Here is a 17,894-nt window from a genome sequence, read left to right on the forward strand (position 1 = left end):
GAATGCGGCCCGGTCGTCGCCGGTCCCCCCTCACCGACCTCTCATTGGGCGTAGAACGTGGCGTCCGCCCGGTCCGTCGCCGTGCTCAACGCCTGTACCTGCACCAGGTACTCGTAGTGCCGGACGTAGCGCCCGGGGAAGTTGTACGACTCGTACGACACCCCTGCCGGGTCGGACAGCCCGGCCCGCTGGTGGAAGCTCGCGTCGGCCTTGAACTGCGCCGAGCCGTCGTTCCTCTCCAGCCACACCTCGAAGTTCTTGTGCCGCAGGTAGTAGCCGGGGAAGTTGGCCGACTCCAGCGACACCGTGCCGCTGCCGGCCAGGCCGGTCACGACGCGGAACTGCGAGTCCGCGAGCGGGGCGACGTTGGGCTCGATCCTGGCGCGGTACTCCCAGTGCCGGATGAAGCGGTCCGCGAAGTTGTACGAGGAGAAGCGCTGCGGCGTCACGCCGTCGGCCACCGGGATGCCGAAGTCGGGGGTGCCGTCGGCCTTCCAGTACAGCTTCTGGACGCGGGTGCGGCGGTTGGGGTCGTTGAGCGGGTCGCCGGTGATGTCCTTGTAGTTGCGGTCGTGGTAGACGAGGATGTCGCTCTTGCCGTCCTCGGAGACGGTGAAGGAGTTGTGGCCCGGACCGTACTGGCCGGTGGCCGCGTTGCTGGTGAAGACCGGCGTCGGACTCTTCGTCCAGCTGGCCGCGTTGAGCAGGTTGGCGCTCGCGGAGGCGGACAGCAGGCCCAGGCAGTAGTTGCTGTCGGTGGCGCTCGCCGAGTACGACATGAACACCTTGCCGCCGCGCTGGATCACCGCCGGGCCTTCGTTGACCTTGTAGCCGACGGTCTCCCAGGAGTAGGTGGGCCGCGACAGCATCACCGGGGTGCCGGTGATGGTCCAGGGGTTGGCCATCTTCGCGAGGTAGATGTCGGTGTTGTTGTTCACGGACGGGTCGCGCTGGGCCCAGGACAGATAGCGCACGCCGTTCACGACGAAGGTGGTGGCGTCCAGCGAGAAGCTCTCCCACTGGGTCTTGATCTGCCCCTTCTCCGTCCAGGTGGCGGTCAGCGGGTTGGCGCCGGTGCCCTCCAGGACGTACATGCGGATCGCCCACACGTCGTTGGTGGCCCCGGCGGCGAAGTAGACGTACCACTTGCCGTCGATGAAGTGGATCTCCGGCGCCCAGATGTGCGCGCCCATCACACCGCTGGAGTGCTTGGTCCAGATGGTGGTCTCGGGGGCCGTCCTCAGGCCCTGGATGGTGGTCGCCCGGCGCAGCACGATGCGGTCGTACTCGGGGACGGTCGCGGTGAAGTAGTAGTAGCCGTCGGTGTGTTTGAAGATGTGCGGGTCGGCCCGCTTCTCCGCGATCGGGTTGGTGTACGTCACGGCGGGGGAGGCGGGTACGGCGGCCTGGGCGGCGGGGGCCGGGCCCACCAGGCAGGCCGCGAGGCCGACGAGGACGGCCATGAGCAGCCGGGTGGCTATGCGTCTCAAGGGAGTTCTCCAGGAGGCGGGAGGGGGAGCGAACCGGGGAGGGAGGGGGAGGGACGGGGGATCAGGTCGTGGGCACGAGGCGCCACTGCTGGCAGTTGTTGTTCAGCCACGTCCACTGCCGTACGTCGGCGCCGTTCGCGGTGGAGCAGTCGGCGACGTCGGCGACCTTGCCGGTGGACTCGTTGACGATCCGGACGTGGTCGCCGCTCGCGGTGTGGACGAGGCGGTAGCGCTGGCACTTGTTGTTCAGCCAGGACCACTGCTGGATGTCGGCGCCGTCGGCGGCGGAGCACCCGGCGGTGTCCATGACCTTGCCGGTGGCGACGTTGACCAGCCGGTTGGTGTCGTCGCCGAGGTCCTCGATCCGCCACTTCTGGTTGGCGCCGCCGTTGCAGGTCCACTGGAGGATGTTCGTGCCGTCGGCCGAGTTGCCGCCGTTCACGTCCAGGCACTTGCCGCTGTTGCGGTTGACGAGGGTGTACGCCGTCGGCGTCGCGGCCGTCTCGCCCGACGGGCCGGGCAGGGTGGTGCCGAGGGCGACGGGGGTGCCGAAGTTCGGGGTGCCGTCGGCGTTCCAGGTGAACTTCTGGGCGCGGGTGGTCCGTCCGTTGCCGCAGCCGCCGTTCGCCGAGGAGTTGGCGTGGTAGACGATCCAGTTCTCGGTGCCGTCGGGCGAGGTGAAGAAGCCGTTGTGGCCGGGGGCGTAGACGCCGCCGGCGTCATGGCGCTGGAAGACCGGGGTCTGCTTCTTCGTCCAGGAGGCGGGGTTGAGCGGGTCGGATCCGGTCAGCTCCAGCTGGCCGAGCTTGTAGTCGGCGGTCTGGCAGGAACTCGCGGAGTACGTCAGGAAGGTGCGGCCGTTGCGGTAGAGCGGCTCCGGGGCCTCGTTGACCGGGCTGCCGGAGCGCTCCCAGTCCAGGGTCGGGCTGGAGATGACCGTGAACGTGCGGCTCGCGAGGGTGTACGGGTTGCTCAGCGGCGCGATGACCAGGCTCTGCGTACTGCCGTTGACGAACCCGCTGCCGAGCAGGTACAGCCTGCCGTTGGCCTGCAACACGCTCGCGTCGATCAGCCAGCCGCCCGGCGCGAGGTTGGACCCGGTGAGCGAGCCCTTGTAGGTGTACGGCCCCATCGGGTCGGTGCCGGCGCTCTCCAGCACGTGCGTGCGCTGGGAGTCGCAGCAGGGCACGCCGCTCTGTCCGGCCGAGTAGTACACGTACCAGCGGCCGTTGAACAGGTGCATCTCCGGTGCCCAGACGTTGGTGTTGCGCGTCGGCGTGGTGTCCGACCACACCTGCACGTTGGGGGCGGTGGCCAGGCCCGCCAGAGTCGGTGACTTGCGGATGCCGAGGATGCCGGTGAACGTCGTGGTGATCAGGTAGTAGTTGCCGTCGTGGTACTGGAGCCAGGGATCGGCTCCCTTGAACGACTTCAGCGGGTTGGTGTACGGGCGGCCCTCCGCCGCGGACGCCGGTTGCATCGCCGCCACCAGGGCCAGCAGCGCGGTGAGCACGCAGAGGATCAGGGAGCTGCGGCGCTTGTGGAGAGGTGGGTGAGACATCCGAGGCATTCAAGACCGTCCATGTCCGTAATTTCGAACGGAGTTCGTGATTCCGATCGTGATTGGGTCAGAAGATAAGAGGGGGCCAAGTTCCCGTCAACGGTTTCGTCACGTGCGCTTCACAAACCTGCGTGCGGACGCACGCCCGGCGCGGGTGCGCGACCATGCGCTTGCCCGTTCAGGTGACTGACCGACGATTGCCCCACCGGCCCGACCTCCCTCCCCGTATCCAGGGCACATGGACCCTCACCGCGCGTCTGTCGGCTCAACTCCCTTCTCCCGGCGGCAGTTCACGGCCGCGTCCGCCACGACCACCGCCCTGGCCGCGTTGGCGCCGACCGCGGCCGCCGCCGCACCCCCGCGACAGGCCCCCCACCGACCGCGCTCCACCGCCGACTGGGACACCTGCCTGGCCGTCGCCCGCGCCCTGCTGGTGGTCGACGACCACGACCGGCCGCTCGTACCGGCCTATCGCAAGATCCTCGACTCCGGACTCCCGCGCGCGAGGACGAAGACCGCCAGGAAGGTCCTCGTCGTCGGCGCCGGACCCGCCGGCCTGGTCGCCGCCTGGCTGCTGAAGCGGGCCGGGCACCACGTCACGCTCGTCGAGGCCAACGGCAACCGCGTCGGCGGCCGGATCAAGACCTTCCGCACCGGCGGCCACGAGCAGGCGGCACAGGCGTTCGCCGATCCCGCCCAGTACGCGGAGGCCGGCGCCATGCGCATCCCCGGCAGCCATCCGCTGGTGATGACCCTGATCGACCAACTCGGCGTCAAGCGACGCCGCTTCCACCTCGTCGACGTCGACGGGGAGGGCAAACCGGTCAACCACGCCTGGCTGCACGTCAACGGCATCCGTGTGCGCCGCTCCGCGTACGCGAAGGCACCCCGCCGGATCAACCGCTCCTTCGGCGTCCCGCGCCAGTACTGGGACACGCCCTCCTCGACCATCCTGCGCCGCGCCCTGGACCCGGTACGCGACGAGTTCAGCACCGTCGGACCGGACGGAAAGCGGGTCGACAAGCCGATGCCCGAGCGGGTCAGGGGCTGGGCGCGGGTCGTGCAGAAGTACGGCGACTGGTCGATGTACCGGTTCCTGACCGAGGAGGCCGGCTTCGACGAACGGACCATCGACCTGATCGGCACCCTGGAGAACCTCACCTCGCGGCTGCCGCTGTCCTTCATCCACAGCTTCATCAGCCAGTCGCTGATCAGCCCCGACACCGCGTTCTGGGAGCTGGTCGGCGGCACGGCGACCCTGCCGGACGCGCTGCTGAAGGAGGTCGCCGACGTCCTGCGCCTCGACCGGCGCGCGACCCGCATCGAGTACTGGGCCCCCGGCCGGCCCGGCGCCGACGACACCTCCCACGTCGGCGCCAAGGGCCCGCACGTGTGGATCGACACCGTCTCCGAGGGACGCGACGGCAAGGTCGTGCGCGAGCAGTTCACCGGCGACCTCGCGATCGTCACCGTGCCGTTCTCAGGGCTCAGGCAGGTGCAGATCAGCCCGCAAATGTCGTACAAGAAGCGGCGTGCGATCGCCGAGCTGCACTACGACAGCGCCACCAAGGTGCTGCTCGAATTCGGCCTGCGCTGGTGGGAGTTCACCGAGGCCGACTGGAAACGCGAACTCGACGCCGTGCGGCCCGGCCTCTACGACGACTACCGCAAGGGCAAGGCGCCCGACGACGGCAGCCTCCTCGGCGTCCACCCCTCCGTCCCGCGCGGCCACATCAGCGACGCGCAGCGCGTGCACTACGCCGCCAACCGCTGGGCCACCCGCGACCAGCCCCCGGCCGCGCACATCGTCGGCGGCGGCTCGGTCTCCGACAACTCCAACCGCTTCATGATCAACCCCTCCCACCCCGTCGAGGGCAGCAAGGGCGGCGTCGTCCTCGCCTCCTACAGCTGGGCCGACGACGCCTCCCGCTGGGACTCCCTCGACGAGGACGCCCGCTACCCGCACGCGCTACGGGGCCTGCAACAGGTCTACGGCCAGCGCGTGGAGGTCTTCTACACCGGCGCCGGGCGCACGCAGAGCTGGCTGCGCGATCCGTACGCGTACGGCGAGGCGTCCGTGCTCCTGCCCGGCCAGCACACGGAGCTGCTGGAAGCCATCCGCGCCCCCGAGGGGCCGCTGTACTTCGCCGGGGACCACACCTCGGTGAAGCCGTCGTGGATCGAGGGCGCCCTCGAATCGGGCGTGCGGGCGGCACTGGAGGCGCACGGGGACTGACACGTCGTCGGCTCAGGCACGGGCGTCGGCAAGGGGCTGTTCCGTCCAGATCACCTTGCCGCCCGCCATGTACCGCGTGCCCCAGCGCTCGGCGAACTGGGCCACCAGGAACAGGCCCCGGCCGCCCTCGTCCGTCGTGGCCGCGCTGCGCAGGTGCGGGGCGGTGCTGCTGCCGTCGTAGACCTCGCAGATCAGGGCGCGGTCGCGGATCAGGCGGACCCGGATGGGGCCGGCGGCGTGGCGGATGGCGTTCGTGACCAGCTCGCTCAGGATCAGCTCGGTCGTGAACGCCTCCTCCGCCAGCCCCCAGTCGTCCAGTGTGCGCGTGGCCGCCGCCCGGACCCGCGCCACGGCCGAGGGGTCGTCCGGGACGTCCCAGCCCGCCGTGCGGTCGGCGGCCAGCATCCGCGTCCGCGCGACGACGAGGGCGACGTCGGCGCGCGGCCGCTCCGGCAGCAGGGCCGCCAGGACCGCCTTGCACGTCTCCTCCGGCGTCCGGCCCCCGGTGGGCGGGGCCGCGGCGAGCACCCCGCGCAGCAGCTGCAGCCCCTCGTCGATGTCCCGCCCCTGGTCCTCGACCAGCCCGTCCGTGTACAGGACCAGCCCGCTGCCCTCGGGCAGCTTCAGCTCGGTCGACTCGAACGGCAGCCCGGAGGCCAGACCCAGCGGCGGCCCACCGGGGACGGCGGGGAACGCGACGTCGCCGCCGGGGCGGACGACGGCCGGTTCGAGGTGGCCGGCGCGGGAGAGGGTGCACAGCCCGGAGGACGGGTCGTACACGGCGTACAGGCAGGTCGCCCCGGTGACCGGAGCGCCCTCGCCCTGGCCCTCGCCCTCGTTCTCGTCCTGGTCGATGCGGGCGACCAGCTCGTCCAGATGGTTGAGGAGCTCGTCGGGCGGGAGATCCAGCGTGGAGAAGTTGTGGACCGCCGTACGCAGCCGCCCCATCGTCGCCGCCGCGTGCAGCCCGTGTCCCACCACGTCCCCGACGACCAGCGCCACCCGCGCGCCCGGCAGCGGGATCACGTCGAACCAGTCCCCGCCGACCCCGCCCTGCGCGGCGTGCGCCGGCAGATAGCGGTAGGCGACGTCGAGGGCGCTCTGGTCGGGCAGGGCCCGCGGCAGCAGGCTGCGCTGGAGCGTGACCGACAGGGTGTGCTCGCGGGTGTAGCGGCGGGCGTTGTCCATGCTGACCGCGGCGCGGGCCACCAACTCCTCGGCCAGGGAGACGTCGTCCCGCTCGAAGGGCTCCGGCCGGTCCGCGCGCCAGAAGGTGGCCATGCCCATGATGACGCCACGGGCGCGCAGCGGGACCGTGAGCATCGAGTGGATCCCGAAGTCGACGATCCTGCGGGCGTTCTCCGGATCCTGCTCCTGCCAGCCGGAGAAGGCGGGCATGTCCGCCTCCAGCACGGACTCGCCCGTGCCGAAGCCGAAGGCCTGCGGGCTCGCCGGGCCGAAGTGGATCAGCTCGCCGATGGGATAGAGCGGGCTGCCCTCCCGTACGCCCCGGAAGGCGACCCGGCGCATGTCGGTGCGGCCCACCTTCGGCTCCTCGCCCCGCAGGACCGGATCCGCCAGATCGACGCTGACGAAGTCGGCGAACCGCGGCACCGCGAAGTCGGCCAGCTCCTGGGAGGTACGCGTGACATCGAGGACGGTGCCGATCTCCAGCCCCGCGTCGTACAGCAGCTTCAGCCGCTCCTGCGCCACGTCCGCCCTGCCGGTCAGCGTCCGCAGCTCGGTGGTGTCCCGCAGCGTCGCCACGCTGCCCGCGGGCCCGCCGTCCCGGTCGGTCGAGCGCTGGCTGACCGCCAGCAGCCGGCCCCGCGCCAGGTGCACCTCGTCGGTGGCGTCCCGTCCGGAGGCGAACAACCGGGCCAGGTCGGGTCCGATGCCCAGATCGATACAGAGCCGCCCCTCCGCGTCCGCGGCGAGCCCCAGCAGCCGGCGCGCCTCGTCGTTCGCCAGCGCCAGCCGCCGCCGGCCGTCCAGGATCAGCACACCCTCCCGTACGGAGTGCAGGACGGCGTCGTGATGCTCGTACATCCGTGTCATCTCGGCGGGTCCCAGCCCGCGCGTCTGACGCAGCAACCGCCGGCTGACCAGCGCGGTCCCGCCGGTGGCCACGGCGAGCGCGACCGCCGCCGAGCCGATCAGCACCGGCAGGTGCTGGTCGACGAACCCGCTCACGCTGGCCAGGGTCACGCCTGCGGCCACCAGCCCCACGACCCGGCCCCCGTCGTCGGTCACGGGCACCACCGCCCGCACGGACGGCCCGAGGGTCCCGGTGTACGTCTCCCGTACGACCCCGCCCGCCGCGGCCGGTGCGATGTGGCCGACGAAATGCTTGCCGATCTGCTCGGGGTCGGGGTGGGTGTAACGGATGCCCTCGGGGGTCATCACGACCACGAAGTCCACGTCGGTCGCCTTGCGCGCCGCCTCGGCACGCGGCTGGAGCACCGCGGTCGGATCCGGGGCCGCCAGGGCCTCGACGACCCCCGGCGCCTTCGCGAACGCCTCGGCCACGGCGAGCGACCGGTTGCGGGCCTCCCGCTCGGTGTCGGTGCGGATCTGCAGCACAAGGGCCACCACCGCGGCGACGACGAGGAGCACGACGATCGCCGCCTGCATCACGAACACCTGCCGGGCGACGGTACGCGCGCTCAACAGCGAGCGCAGGCGGCCGAGGAATCCGGCCATGTCTCATTTCTAACACCGTTCGGCGGGGGTGGGCATGGTCGCGGACCACGGGACCGTCCATACGCACGCACCCCCCACTCACATCTACGGCGCGTACGTCCCGAGGCGGTCGGCGCCGGATGGCGGGCGGGTGACCGGAACTTCGGCGGCGGCCGGCATGTGGAGCAGGAGCAGCGCCGCGTCGTCGTGCAGCCGGCCGCCCACATGGGCCAGCAGTTCGTCGTGGAGCGCGGTGACGGTGCGGGCCGGCTCGTCGCAGGTGTGCCGCGCCAGGCCCTCGGCGAGGGGATAGAACTCACGGGCGTGGTTGCGGGCCTCGGTGACTCCGTCGGTGTACAGCAGCAACTGGTCCCCGTCGGCGAACGGCAGCACCTGGAGCGCGGGGGACTCACCCGAGAGGGTGCGCAGCCCGAGGGGCGGCGCCGGACGGTCCGGCTCGACCGGGACCACGACGCGGTCGCGCACCAGCAGCGGCGGCGCGTGGCCGCAGTTGACCACCTCCAGCTCACCCGGCCGGGGCTGTCCGGCGACCACGGCGGTGACGAAGTCGTCGCTGCCCAGGTTGCGCGCCAGGCTCCGCTCGATCCTGGCGACGACGGTGAGCAGATCGGGCTCGTCGTAGGCGGCCTCCCGGAAGACACCCAGCACCAGGGCGGCGGTCCCCACGGCCGGCAGCCCCTTGCCCCGCACGTCGCCGACGATCAGCCGGACCCCGTACGGCGTGGACACGAGCGCGTAGAGGTCGCCGCCGATCCGGGCCTCCGCCGCGGCGGCGCTGTAGCGGACCGCCACCCGGAACGGCCCGACCGTCGCCGGCACCGGCTGGAGCAGCGCGTGCTGGGCGGCCTCGGCGACGGAGCGCACGGCCGCCAGCACCCGCTCGCGCCGCCCGCGCAACGCACTGGCCAGGCAGCTTGCCAGGGTGACGGCCATCAGGGCGGCCAGGACGACCGCCAGCTCACTGTTCGCGGCACCGTCCCGGACGCCGAGGACCGCGCCGACCGCGGCCGCGAGCAGCCCCACGCACAGCACTCCGCGCGGCCCGTTGGTGGTCGCCGCGAGCGCCGGCCCCGCCGCGAGGAGCGGCAGCCATGTCATGCCCGAGCCGCCGATGAGATCGACCAGCACGATGCCGGAGACGATCAGTATCGGAAGGATGGGCAGTATGGGCAGAGCGGCGACCAGTCGCCTGAGCCAGTGAGCACGACCATGGTCGGGGGCCTGGGTCATGTCTTGTCCGCTGTCCTCACCTGTGCGCAGGGCGTGCAGCCCGAAGAAATGTCCGTTTCGTCTAGAGAATAGGTTCGACCCCGGGCGGGACAAGCAGCGGATTTTCAGATAGTGAGCGAGAGCCCTCTGCTCACGCGGCTCGCGGTCGGGATCAGCCGCGCCCTGATCTCCTCCAGACGGGAGAGCCGGTCGGCCCGCAGCGAGACGCCGAGCGAGCCGAGGGTGGTCCCGCTGTAGACGGGCACGGCGACGCAGACCGTGCCGAGGGAGTACTCCTCCAGGTCCGTGACGGCCGGCGCCATGGGCGAGGTGTCCAGCCGCCGGAGCAGTTCCGGGGTCCGGGTGATCGTCCTGGGCGTGAGGTCCGCCAGTGTGTGCCGGGACAGGTAGTCCTTGCGCGCCTCGTCGTCCAGCTCCCGCAGGACCGACTTGCCGAGCGCGGTGGCGTGCCCGGCGTCCTCGAACCCGACCCAGAGGTCGACCCGGGGGGCACGCGGTCCGTCGACGATCTCGGCGACCCTGATCTCGCCGTCCTCGTAGAAGGTGAGGTAGGTGGCGGTCGACAGCTCGTCCCGCAGCGCGGCGAGCGTGGGGCGGATCCGGCTGAGCAGCGCCTGCGTCCGGCCCGCCGTGTGCAGCGTCTGGAGCCGGTCGCCCAGGATGAACCCGCCGTCGTCGAGCTTGCGCACGTAACCGTCGTGGACCAGCGTCCGCAGCAGGTGGTACGCCGTCGCCAGGGGCAGACCCGTCTCCCGCGCCAACTGCTTCGCCGGTGCGCCGTTCTCGTGCGCGCTCACCGCCTCCAGCAGGCGGAAGGCGCGCTGTACGGAGTTGATGAGCGTCGGGCCCTCGCTGGCACCCATACCAACAGCGTGCGCCGGGCCCGCGCCGCGGGCAAGAGGGAGTCGCGGGACAGGGCCAGAGGACCCACCCCGCGGGACTTCAGGACCCGCGATACGGGACTCACTACCAGGCCCGCCCACGCGACCGCACTGAGGGCGGCGCGACATGCCTACAGCACCCGCGAGACGAGAAGGGCGACGTCGTCGTGGTCGTCGGGGTGGCGCAGGCCGTACAGCAGGAGGTCGCAGAGCTCCTCCAGGGGGCGGTGGGGTTCCTCCAGGAAGCCGAGGAGGACGTTCAGGCGGTCGTCGATGGGATGGTGGCGGGTCTCGACGAGGCCGTCCGTGTAGAGGACCAGAAGATCGCCGGGGCTCAGTTCGACGGTGGTGGCCTCGAAGGGGATGCCGCCGACGCCGAGCGGGGCTCCGGTGGGCAGTTCGAGCAGCTCGGGCGGACGGCCGGGGCGGGCCAGCGCGGGCGGCATGTGTCCGGCGTTGGCCATGTGGCACTGCCTGGTGCGGGGGTCGTACACGGCGTAGAGGCAGGTGACGATGTAGTGCTCCAGATCGCAGGTGATCTTGTCCAGGTGCTGGAGCACGGCGCCGGGTTCGAGGTCGAGGTCGGCGTAGGCGCAGGTCGCGGTGCGCAGCCGGCCCATGGTGGCGGCGGCGTCGATGCCGTTGCCCATCACGTCGCCGACGACCAGGGCGGTCTTGTCGTCGCTCAGCGGGATCACGTCGTACCAGTCGCCGCCGACCTCGCTGGTGGCCTGGGCGGGTTGGTAGCGGGAGGCGAGCTCCAGACCGGTGTGATGCGGCGGGTGGTCGGGCAGCAGGCTGCGCTGGAGAGTGAGGGCGGTGTTGCGCACGCTCTGGAACCAGCGGGCGTTGTCGATGGCCACGGCGGCACGGCTGGCGAGTTCACTGGCCAGGACGACGTCGTCCTCGTCGAACGGCACCGGGTTGCGGGTGCGTTTGAGATCGAGGGCGCCGAGCACCTCGCCGTGGGCGATCAACGGCACGGCGAGATACGAGTGCACGCCGGCGCGGGCCAGCAGGGACGTGGCCTCGGCGTCCCGGGCGATGCGCGGCAGATCGTGCTCGCCGACATGGCGCACCAGGACCGGCCGGGCGGTGTGGACGCACAGGGTGACCAGGCGGTCCCCTTCGTAGGCGGCGAGGTCGCCGGGCGGGTCCGCGGCGCGCAGCGCCACACTCGGGTACGCCGCCTTCAGGGCCAGGGCGCGGAAGAGTTCGGGGCCGTTGTCCGGCTTGCGCACACGGCGGCAGGCCAGGGCGGAGTCCAGGATGTCCACGGCGACCACGTCGGCCAGCTCCGGTGTGGCGACCTCGGCCAGCTCATGGGCGGTCCGCTCCACCTCCAGCGTGGTGCCGACGCGGGTGGAGGCGTCGGCGATGAGGGCCAGGCGCCGCCGGGCCCGGTCGGCCTCGGCGGCCGCGCGGTGCCGCTCGGTGACGTCGACGAACGAGATGGCCGCGCCCAGGACCCGCCCCCCGGGGTCCTCCAGCCGGTAGAAGGACAGCGACCAGGCGTGCTCGTTCTCGGGGTCGGCCGGCGGGCGGCCCACGTGGTACTGGTCGAGCAACGGGGTGCCGGTGGTGAGCACCTGACGCAGACAGGACTCGATGGTGTCGATGTCGGGCAGGGGCAGGGTCTCCCGCAGCCGACGGCCGATGTGCTCCTCGGCCGGAGTGGCGTCGATCCGCTCCAGGGCCGGGTTGACCAGCAGATAGTGCAGGTCGGGATCGAGGAGGGCGAGACCGATCGGGGACTGGTTGATCAGCCGCTCGCAAAGGGCCAGGTCGGTCTCGACGCGCTGGAGCAGCGAGTGGTCGGCCGCGATGCCCAGGGCGTAGACGTCCCCGAGGTCGTCCAGCAGCCGCATGTTGCGGAACTCCGTCAGCCGGGTGCTGCCGTCCTTGTGCCGCACCGGGAAGGCGCCCGCCCAGCTGCGGCCGGTCTCCAGCACCTCCGCGAACAGCTTCGCCACGGCCGGCAGGTGCTCGGGGTGGATGAACAGCCGTGCCGCGTACGTGCCGAGAGCCTCCTCGGAGGTGTAGCCGAACAACTCCTCGGCCTGCGGCGTCCAGAACACGATGCGTCCGTCGGCGTCGACGACCACCGCGGCCACGCTCAGCACGTCCAGCAGACCGGTCGGCCGCGGCGGCTCAGCGCCGTACCCGTCGCTGCCGGACTGGAAGGGTTCGGATCCGGCTGTCATCGCAGCTCCTTGACCACCGGCCGGCAGGACCTGCCACTCGGCCACAGCCGGCACCCGACTGCGACGACCGGTACCTCCATGCTCCCTCCGCCTCCGCCCCTTGCCCACTCCGGGCACGCCCCTTGCCTCCTCCGGGCACGCCGGCCGCGTCGGCCATGCCCTCCAGGCCGGAGGTCGGGCGTCGGCCCGTGCACATCGGGCGGACAAGCAGGAACATGGTCGTGTAGAGGTGGGACCCAGGAACGCTCCGTGAGGACCCATGGATGCTCCGCGAGAAGGACGGGACGCGCCCACGTCCGCAGGACCGCGCGCTGTCTTCGACGCGTCCACCGACGCCGCGGCGGTGGTGGACGTACGCGGCGTCGTGATCGGCTGGACCCGGACCGCCGAGGAACTCCTCGGCCTCCCGGCGTCGGAGATCGTCGGCGACTCGGCCGCGCGACTGCTGGCGGTGCCCGGCGATCCGGGACGGGTGGCCGCGGTCGCGGAGCGCTGCCGGGCCGGCATGGGGTGGAGCGGGCTCGTCCGCCTGCGGCACCGCGACGGCCGCGGCGTCGAGGTGGACCTGCGGGTCTCCGCCTCCTTCCACCTGGGCGCGGACGAGTGCTTCCTGATCTCGGCACGGGTGCAGCGCCGGCAGTGGACGGCGGGCGAGTCCTTCCTCGACGGCTTCCTGACCCGCTCCCCGGTCGGCATGGCCGTGATGGACACCGAACTGCGCTACGTCTGGCTGAACGACACCCTGGAACGTTTCGGAGGGGTGCCCCGCGAGCAGCGGCTGGGGCGGCGGCTGAGCGAACTGCTGCCCGGCCTTCAGGCCGACACCCTCGAGGGCCTGATGAGAAAGGTCATCGAGACCGGCGTCCCGGTCACCGACTACGAGTACGTGGGCTGGAGCTGGGCCGACCCGCACCGCCAGCACGCCTACTCCACCTCCTTCTTCCCCTTCGTGGACGCCGACAACTCGATCACCGGGGTCGGCTACATGGTCCTGGACGTCACCGAGCGGTGGAACGCCCGCCAGTTGCTGGCGCTGGTCAACGAGGCCGGCACCCGCATCGGGACGACGCTGGACGTGCTGCGCACGGCTCAGGAGCTCGCCGACTTCGCCGTACCGCGCTTCGCGGACTTCGTCGTCGTGGACCTCCTGGAGCCCGTCCTCAGCACCGAGGGGCACGGAGCGTGGCTCCCCGACGCGGGACCCGCGCCCGTCAGGCCGGTCATGCGCCGGGCCGGGATGAGCTCGGTGCGCGAGGGCTGCCCGGAGGCCGTGGCGCGGATCGGGGATCCGGTGGACTTCGTGCCCCCGCCGCACGACGCGCATCTGATCGTCGACGGCGACCCGATCCTCATCCCCGTCCTCGACCCGTCCGACGACCTGTGGGTCACCGAGCAGCCCGCGCGAGCGGCCAGCATCCGCGAGTTCGGCCTGCACTCCCTCATCTCCGTGCCGATGCGGGCCCGCAACACCGCGCTCGGCCTCACCACGTTCATCCGCTCGCTCAATCCCGCCTCCTTCCAGCCCGACGACGTCCTGGTCGCCCAGGAACTGGTGGCGCGGGCGGCGCTGTGCGTCGACAACGCCCGCCGCTACACCCGGGAACACACGGCCGCGGTCACCCTGCAACGCAGCCTGCTGCCCCAGGCCCTGACCGGCGGTACGGCACTGGAGGTGGCCTCCTCCTATCTCCCGGCGGACCCGAGCGGCGGGGTCGGCGGCGACTGGTTCGACGTGATCCCGCTGTCCGGCGCCCGCGTGGGCCTCGTCGTCGGCGACGTCGTCGGCCACGGCATCACCGCGGCGGCGACGATGGGCCGGCTGCGCACCGCCGTGCAGACCCTCGCCGACATGGAGTTGCCGCCCGACGAACTGCTGGCCCACCTCGACGACCTCGTGCTCCGGCTCAGCGAGGAGCAGACGGACGGCGAGGCGGCCCAGAGCGCGACCGCCTTCCTCGGCGCGACCTGCCTGTACGCCGTCTACGACCCGGTCACCCGGCGCTGCGCCATGGCCCGCGCCGGGCACCCGCCCCCGGTCGTCGTCGCCCCCGACGGCCAGGTCTCCTTCCCGCAGCCCCCGGCCGGGCCGCCGCTCGGGCTGGGCGGGATGGCGTTCGAGGCCGGTGAGATCGAGCTCGCCGAGAACAGCCTGCTCGGCCTCTACACGGACGGCCTCGTCGCGGCGGCCGACCGCGACATGGAGGGCGGCATGGCCCGGCTCGGCGACCTGCTGTCCCGGCGCGGTCCCGACCTCGGCACCCTGTGCTCGTCCGTGGTGGACCGGCTCGTGCCCGTGCCGCAGCCCGACGACATCGCCCTGCTCCTGGCCCGCACCCACGCCCTGGGCGCCGAGCGCGTCGTCTCCTGGGACGTGCCCGTGGACCCGGCCGCCGTCGCCGACGTCCGGGCCCTGGCGACCCGCCAGGTGGAGGTGTGGGGCTTCGGGGAACTGGCCATGACGACCGAGCTGATCGTGAGCGAGTTGGTCACCAACGCGATCCGCTACGCCGAACCCCCCATCCGCGTACGGCTTCTGCGGGACTCCCGGCTGACCTGCGAGGTCGCCGACGCCAGCAGCACCGCGCCACGGCTGCGCCACGCCCGGAGCATGGACGAGGGCGGCCGCGGCCTGTTCCTGGTGGCTCAGCTCGCCCACCGCTGGGGTGCCCGCTACACGGCCGACGGCAAGATCATCTGGGCCGAGCAGGAGATCCCGTGACCGGGACGCACCGCTGACCTGTCAGTGCCGGGCGGCCTCGGGGGCACGCCGTACGCCGGCCGCGGCCACCACCGCGCCCACCACGCACAGCGCACCGGCGACCAGCACGGAGGTGTGCACGCCGTTCATGAACGCCTCGTGGCTTCCCTCGACGACGGCGGCCCGGACACCGCCGGGCAGGTCGCCGGAGACCGGGGCGACGCCCATGGCCACCGCGTCCTTCGCCCCGCTCAGGCCCTCGGCCGCCTGCGCGGGCACCCCGGCGGAGGTCAGCTCGCCGGTCAGGGTGGAGCCGACGCGGCTGCTGATGAGGGACACCAGCACGGAGGTGCCGAGTGCGCCGCCGATCTGCAACGCGGTCGCCTGAAGGCCACCGGCCACGCCGCCGTCCTCGACCGGGGCGTTGCCGACGACGGCGTCGGACGAGGAGGCCATCACCATGCCCACGCCCAGGCCGAGCGCGACGAACGGCGGCCACATGGTGGTGTACGAGGAGTCCGCGCTCCACGTGAGCATCGTGAAGCAGGCGACGGCCTGGAGCGCCATGCCGAGCGGCATGGTGAGCCGGGGCCCGAACCGGTCCGTGAGCGCCGCCCCCAGCGGGGACGCCACGACCGAGGCGAGGCTCAGGGGCAGAGTGCGCACACCGGCCTCGACGGGGCTGAATCCGCGCACGTTCTGCAGATAGAGCATGACGAAGAAGATCACGCCGAGCAGCACGAAGAAGTTCAGCGCGGTGATGACCGTGCCGATGGTCAGCGCCGGGCTGCGGAACAGGCGCATGGGCAGCAGCGGCGCCGCGATCCGCGTCTGGTGGAGGCCGAAGACGAGCAGGAGCACCACACCGGCCGCCATGGCGCCGAGCGTGCCGCCCGACGCCCAGCCCCAGGTCTCGCCCTTGACGACGCCGAACACCAGGGCGAGCAGGCCCAGGGCGAGCAGGAGGACACCGAGGATGTCGAACCTCTCGTCCGCGGCGGCGGCGTTCTTGCTCTGCGGCAGGACGATGCCGCTGAAGACGAGCGCGACGACACCGATCGGGGCGTTGATGTAGAAGACGGACTCCCAGCTGACGTGCTGCACGAGCAGGCCGCCGACGATGGGGCCGAGCGCGGTGGAGACCGAGGAGACCATGGCCCAGATGCCGACCGCCATGCCGAACTTCCTCGGCGGGAACGTGGCACGCAGCATGCCGAGCGTGTTGGGCATCAGCAGGGCGCCGAAGAAGCCCTGCACGGCACGGAAGGCGATGACGCCCTCGATGGACCCGGCGAGCCCGATGGCGACGGACGCCGCGGTGAAGCCGGCGACGCCGACCAGGTAGAAAGTACGGCGCCCGAACCGGTCGCCGAGCTTGCCGCCGAGGATCAGGGCCGCGGCGAGGGCCAGCAGATAGGAGTTGGTCACCCACTGCAGATCGGCGGTGGAGGCGTGGAGGTCCCGGCCGATCTCGGGGTTGGCGATCGAGACGACGGAGCCGTCGAGTCCGACCATGAACAGGCCGAAGGCGACGGCGATCAGCGTCAGCCACGGGTTGCCCCGTGGACCGCGCGGCTGGTCGGTGGGCAGGGCGGGGGAGTGCGGGGCGGCAGGATGGGTGGCCACGGAGGGCATGACGGTGCCTGTCCTTCGTTCGGGTCTGGAAGGGAGCCCGGGCAGGCGCGTCGAGGGTGGGCTCGGCGGCGCGTGCTCAGTGGGCGGGACGCTGAACGTGCTCGGCGAGCGTGCTCAGCGCGCCCAACGCGGAGCCCAGGGCGTCCAGTTCGCCCTCCGTCAGTGCGCGCAGCGCCTGGGTGAGATGGCTGCTCATCAGGTCCGTGACCTCGGCGAGCCGTCGTCGGGCCGCCGGTGTGAGGTGCAGGTGGGCGATCCGCTTGTCGGTCGGGTCCTGGCGCCGCTCCAGCATCCCCTTCTCGGTCATCTGTGTGACCAGCGCGCTGACGTTGTTCGGCTTCATCAGCAGCGCCTCGGCCGCCTCGCGCACGGTGACCCCGTCATGGGCCGCGACATACCGCAGCAGCGCGAGCTGGGCCTCGGGGGGCTTGGGATGCGGGAACTCCTGGCTGACCTGCCGGTCGAGGCCCCGGTGCAGCGCGGGCAGGCAGGCCAGGAGAACGGCGGCCATGTGGCCGACGTCCTGGGCGGGCGCGCGATGCGAGGGCATGCCCCCCACAATAGGTATAGCTCTATACCTATGTCAACAGAGCTAATTCCGCTGGGGTGGCCGACGCCCTGCCTGCGCCGCCCGCGCGCACGTCCCGAACAAGGGGTGAGCCGGGCCCGAGTGTCCCGGGCCCGGCGTGGCGACCGATCTGGATCAGCTAGTGCTGGTCGTCGTCAGCCGTGGTGTCCCTCCGAGTCGTGGTGGTCGGACTCCTTCGAGTCGTGGTGGTCGGACTTCTTCGAGTGGTGGTGATGTTCGGGCTTCTTGGGGTGGTCGGGCTTCTTGGGGTGCTGCGGGTAGTCCGGCTTCTTCGGGAGGTCCGGCTTCTTCGGGAGGTCCGGCTTCTTCGGGAGGTCCGGCTTCTTCGGGTGGTCGGGCTTGGCCGGGAGTGCGGGCTTTGCGGGAAGTGCGGGCTTGGCAGGCATTGCAGGCTTCGCGGGCAGTGCGGGCTTGGCCGGGAGTGCGGGCTTTGCGGGCAGTGCGGGCTTGGCAGGCATTGCAGGCTTCGCGGGCAGTGCGGGCTTGGCCGGGAGTGCGGGCTTCGCGGGGAGAGCAGGCTTCGCCGGGAGTGCGGGCTTGGCAGGCATTGCAGGCTTCGCGGGCAGTGCGGGCTTGGCCGGGAGTGCGGGCTTCGCGGGCAGTGCGGGCTTGGCCGGGAGTGCGGGCTTCGCGGGCAGTGCGGGCTTGGCCGGGAGTGCGGGCTTCG

11 protein-coding genes are annotated in these 17,894 nt (G+C 71.9%); 2 read left to right on the forward strand and 9 right to left on the reverse strand.

Going from position 1 to position 17,894, the window contains the following annotated elements:
- Window positions 1-41: 41 nt before the first annotated feature.
- Window positions 42-1,463, reverse strand: a complete 1,422-nt coding sequence (locus ABZ078_RS13520; RefSeq protein WP_356574785.1) for a family 43 glycosylhydrolase — start codon at window positions 1,461-1,463, stop codon at window positions 42-44.
- Window positions 1,464-1,551: 88 nt separating this feature from the next.
- Window positions 1,552-2,970: a family 43 glycosylhydrolase gene (locus tag ABZ078_RS13525; RefSeq protein WP_356574787.1), complete on the reverse strand. Its 1,419-nt coding sequence runs from the start codon at window positions 2,968-2,970 to the stop codon at window positions 1,552-1,554.
- 319 nt (window positions 2,971-3,289) lie between these two features.
- Between ABZ078_RS13525 and ABZ078_RS13530 the strand changes: the two genes are divergently transcribed.
- Complete coding sequence (locus tag ABZ078_RS13530) at window positions 3,290-5,287, forward strand: FAD-dependent oxidoreductase (RefSeq protein ID WP_356574742.1); 1,998 nt, start codon at window positions 3,290-3,292, stop codon at window positions 5,285-5,287.
- A 12-nt stretch (window positions 5,288-5,299) separates the two neighbouring features.
- On the opposite strand, the gene ABZ078_RS13535 is transcribed toward ABZ078_RS13530, so the two are convergent.
- From ABZ078_RS13535 to ABZ078_RS13550, 4 genes are all read right to left on the reverse strand, one after another.
- Window positions 5,300-7,990, reverse strand: a complete 2,691-nt coding sequence (locus tag ABZ078_RS13535; RefSeq protein ID WP_356574744.1) for a SpoIIE family protein phosphatase — start codon at window positions 7,988-7,990, stop codon at window positions 5,300-5,302.
- Window positions 7,991-8,074: 84 nt separating this feature from the next.
- Window positions 8,075-9,220 (reverse strand): PP2C family protein-serine/threonine phosphatase, encoded by a 1,146-nt coding sequence (locus ABZ078_RS13540; RefSeq protein ID WP_356574745.1) that lies wholly within the window; start codon window positions 9,218-9,220, stop codon window positions 8,075-8,077.
- A gap of 104 nt (window positions 9,221-9,324) precedes the next feature.
- Window positions 9,325-10,083, reverse strand: coding sequence for an IclR family transcriptional regulator (locus tag ABZ078_RS13545; RefSeq protein ID WP_356574747.1), 759 nt, complete (start codon window positions 10,081-10,083; stop codon window positions 9,325-9,327).
- 149 nt (window positions 10,084-10,232) lie between these two features.
- Complete coding sequence (locus ABZ078_RS13550; RefSeq protein WP_356574749.1) at window positions 10,233-12,305, reverse strand: SpoIIE family protein phosphatase; 2,073 nt, start codon at window positions 12,303-12,305, stop codon at window positions 10,233-10,235.
- Between the two features lie 259 nt (window positions 12,306-12,564).
- Here ABZ078_RS13550 and ABZ078_RS13555 point away from each other — a divergent pair, with 259 nt between their 5' ends.
- Window positions 12,565-15,024 (forward strand): SpoIIE family protein phosphatase, encoded by a 2,460-nt coding sequence (locus ABZ078_RS13555; RefSeq protein ID WP_356574751.1) that lies wholly within the window; start codon window positions 12,565-12,567, stop codon window positions 15,022-15,024.
- A gap of 21 nt (window positions 15,025-15,045) precedes the next feature.
- Here ABZ078_RS13555 and ABZ078_RS13560 read toward each other — a convergent pair whose 3' ends face one another.
- The 3 genes from ABZ078_RS13560 to ABZ078_RS13570 form a co-directional block, all read right to left on the reverse strand.
- The gene (locus tag ABZ078_RS13560) at window positions 15,046-16,638 is read right to left on the reverse strand and encodes an MFS transporter (protein ID WP_356574753.1); all 1,593 of its coding nucleotides are present in this window, start codon (window positions 16,636-16,638) and stop codon (window positions 15,046-15,048) included.
- 76 nt (window positions 16,639-16,714) lie between these two features.
- On the reverse strand, window positions 16,715-17,188 hold the full coding sequence (locus ABZ078_RS13565; RefSeq protein WP_356574755.1) for a MarR family transcriptional regulator: 474 nt from the start codon (window positions 17,186-17,188) through the stop codon (window positions 16,715-16,717).
- Between the two features lie 173 nt (window positions 17,189-17,361).
- On the reverse strand, window positions 17,362-17,894 hold a 533-nt coding region (locus ABZ078_RS13570; RefSeq protein ID WP_356574757.1), incomplete at its 5' end, for a hypothetical protein.

The sequence above is a fragment of the Streptomyces sp. NPDC006385 genome (assembly GCF_040612485.1).
Taxonomy (GTDB): Bacteria; Actinomycetota; Actinomycetes; order Streptomycetales; family Streptomycetaceae; genus Streptomyces.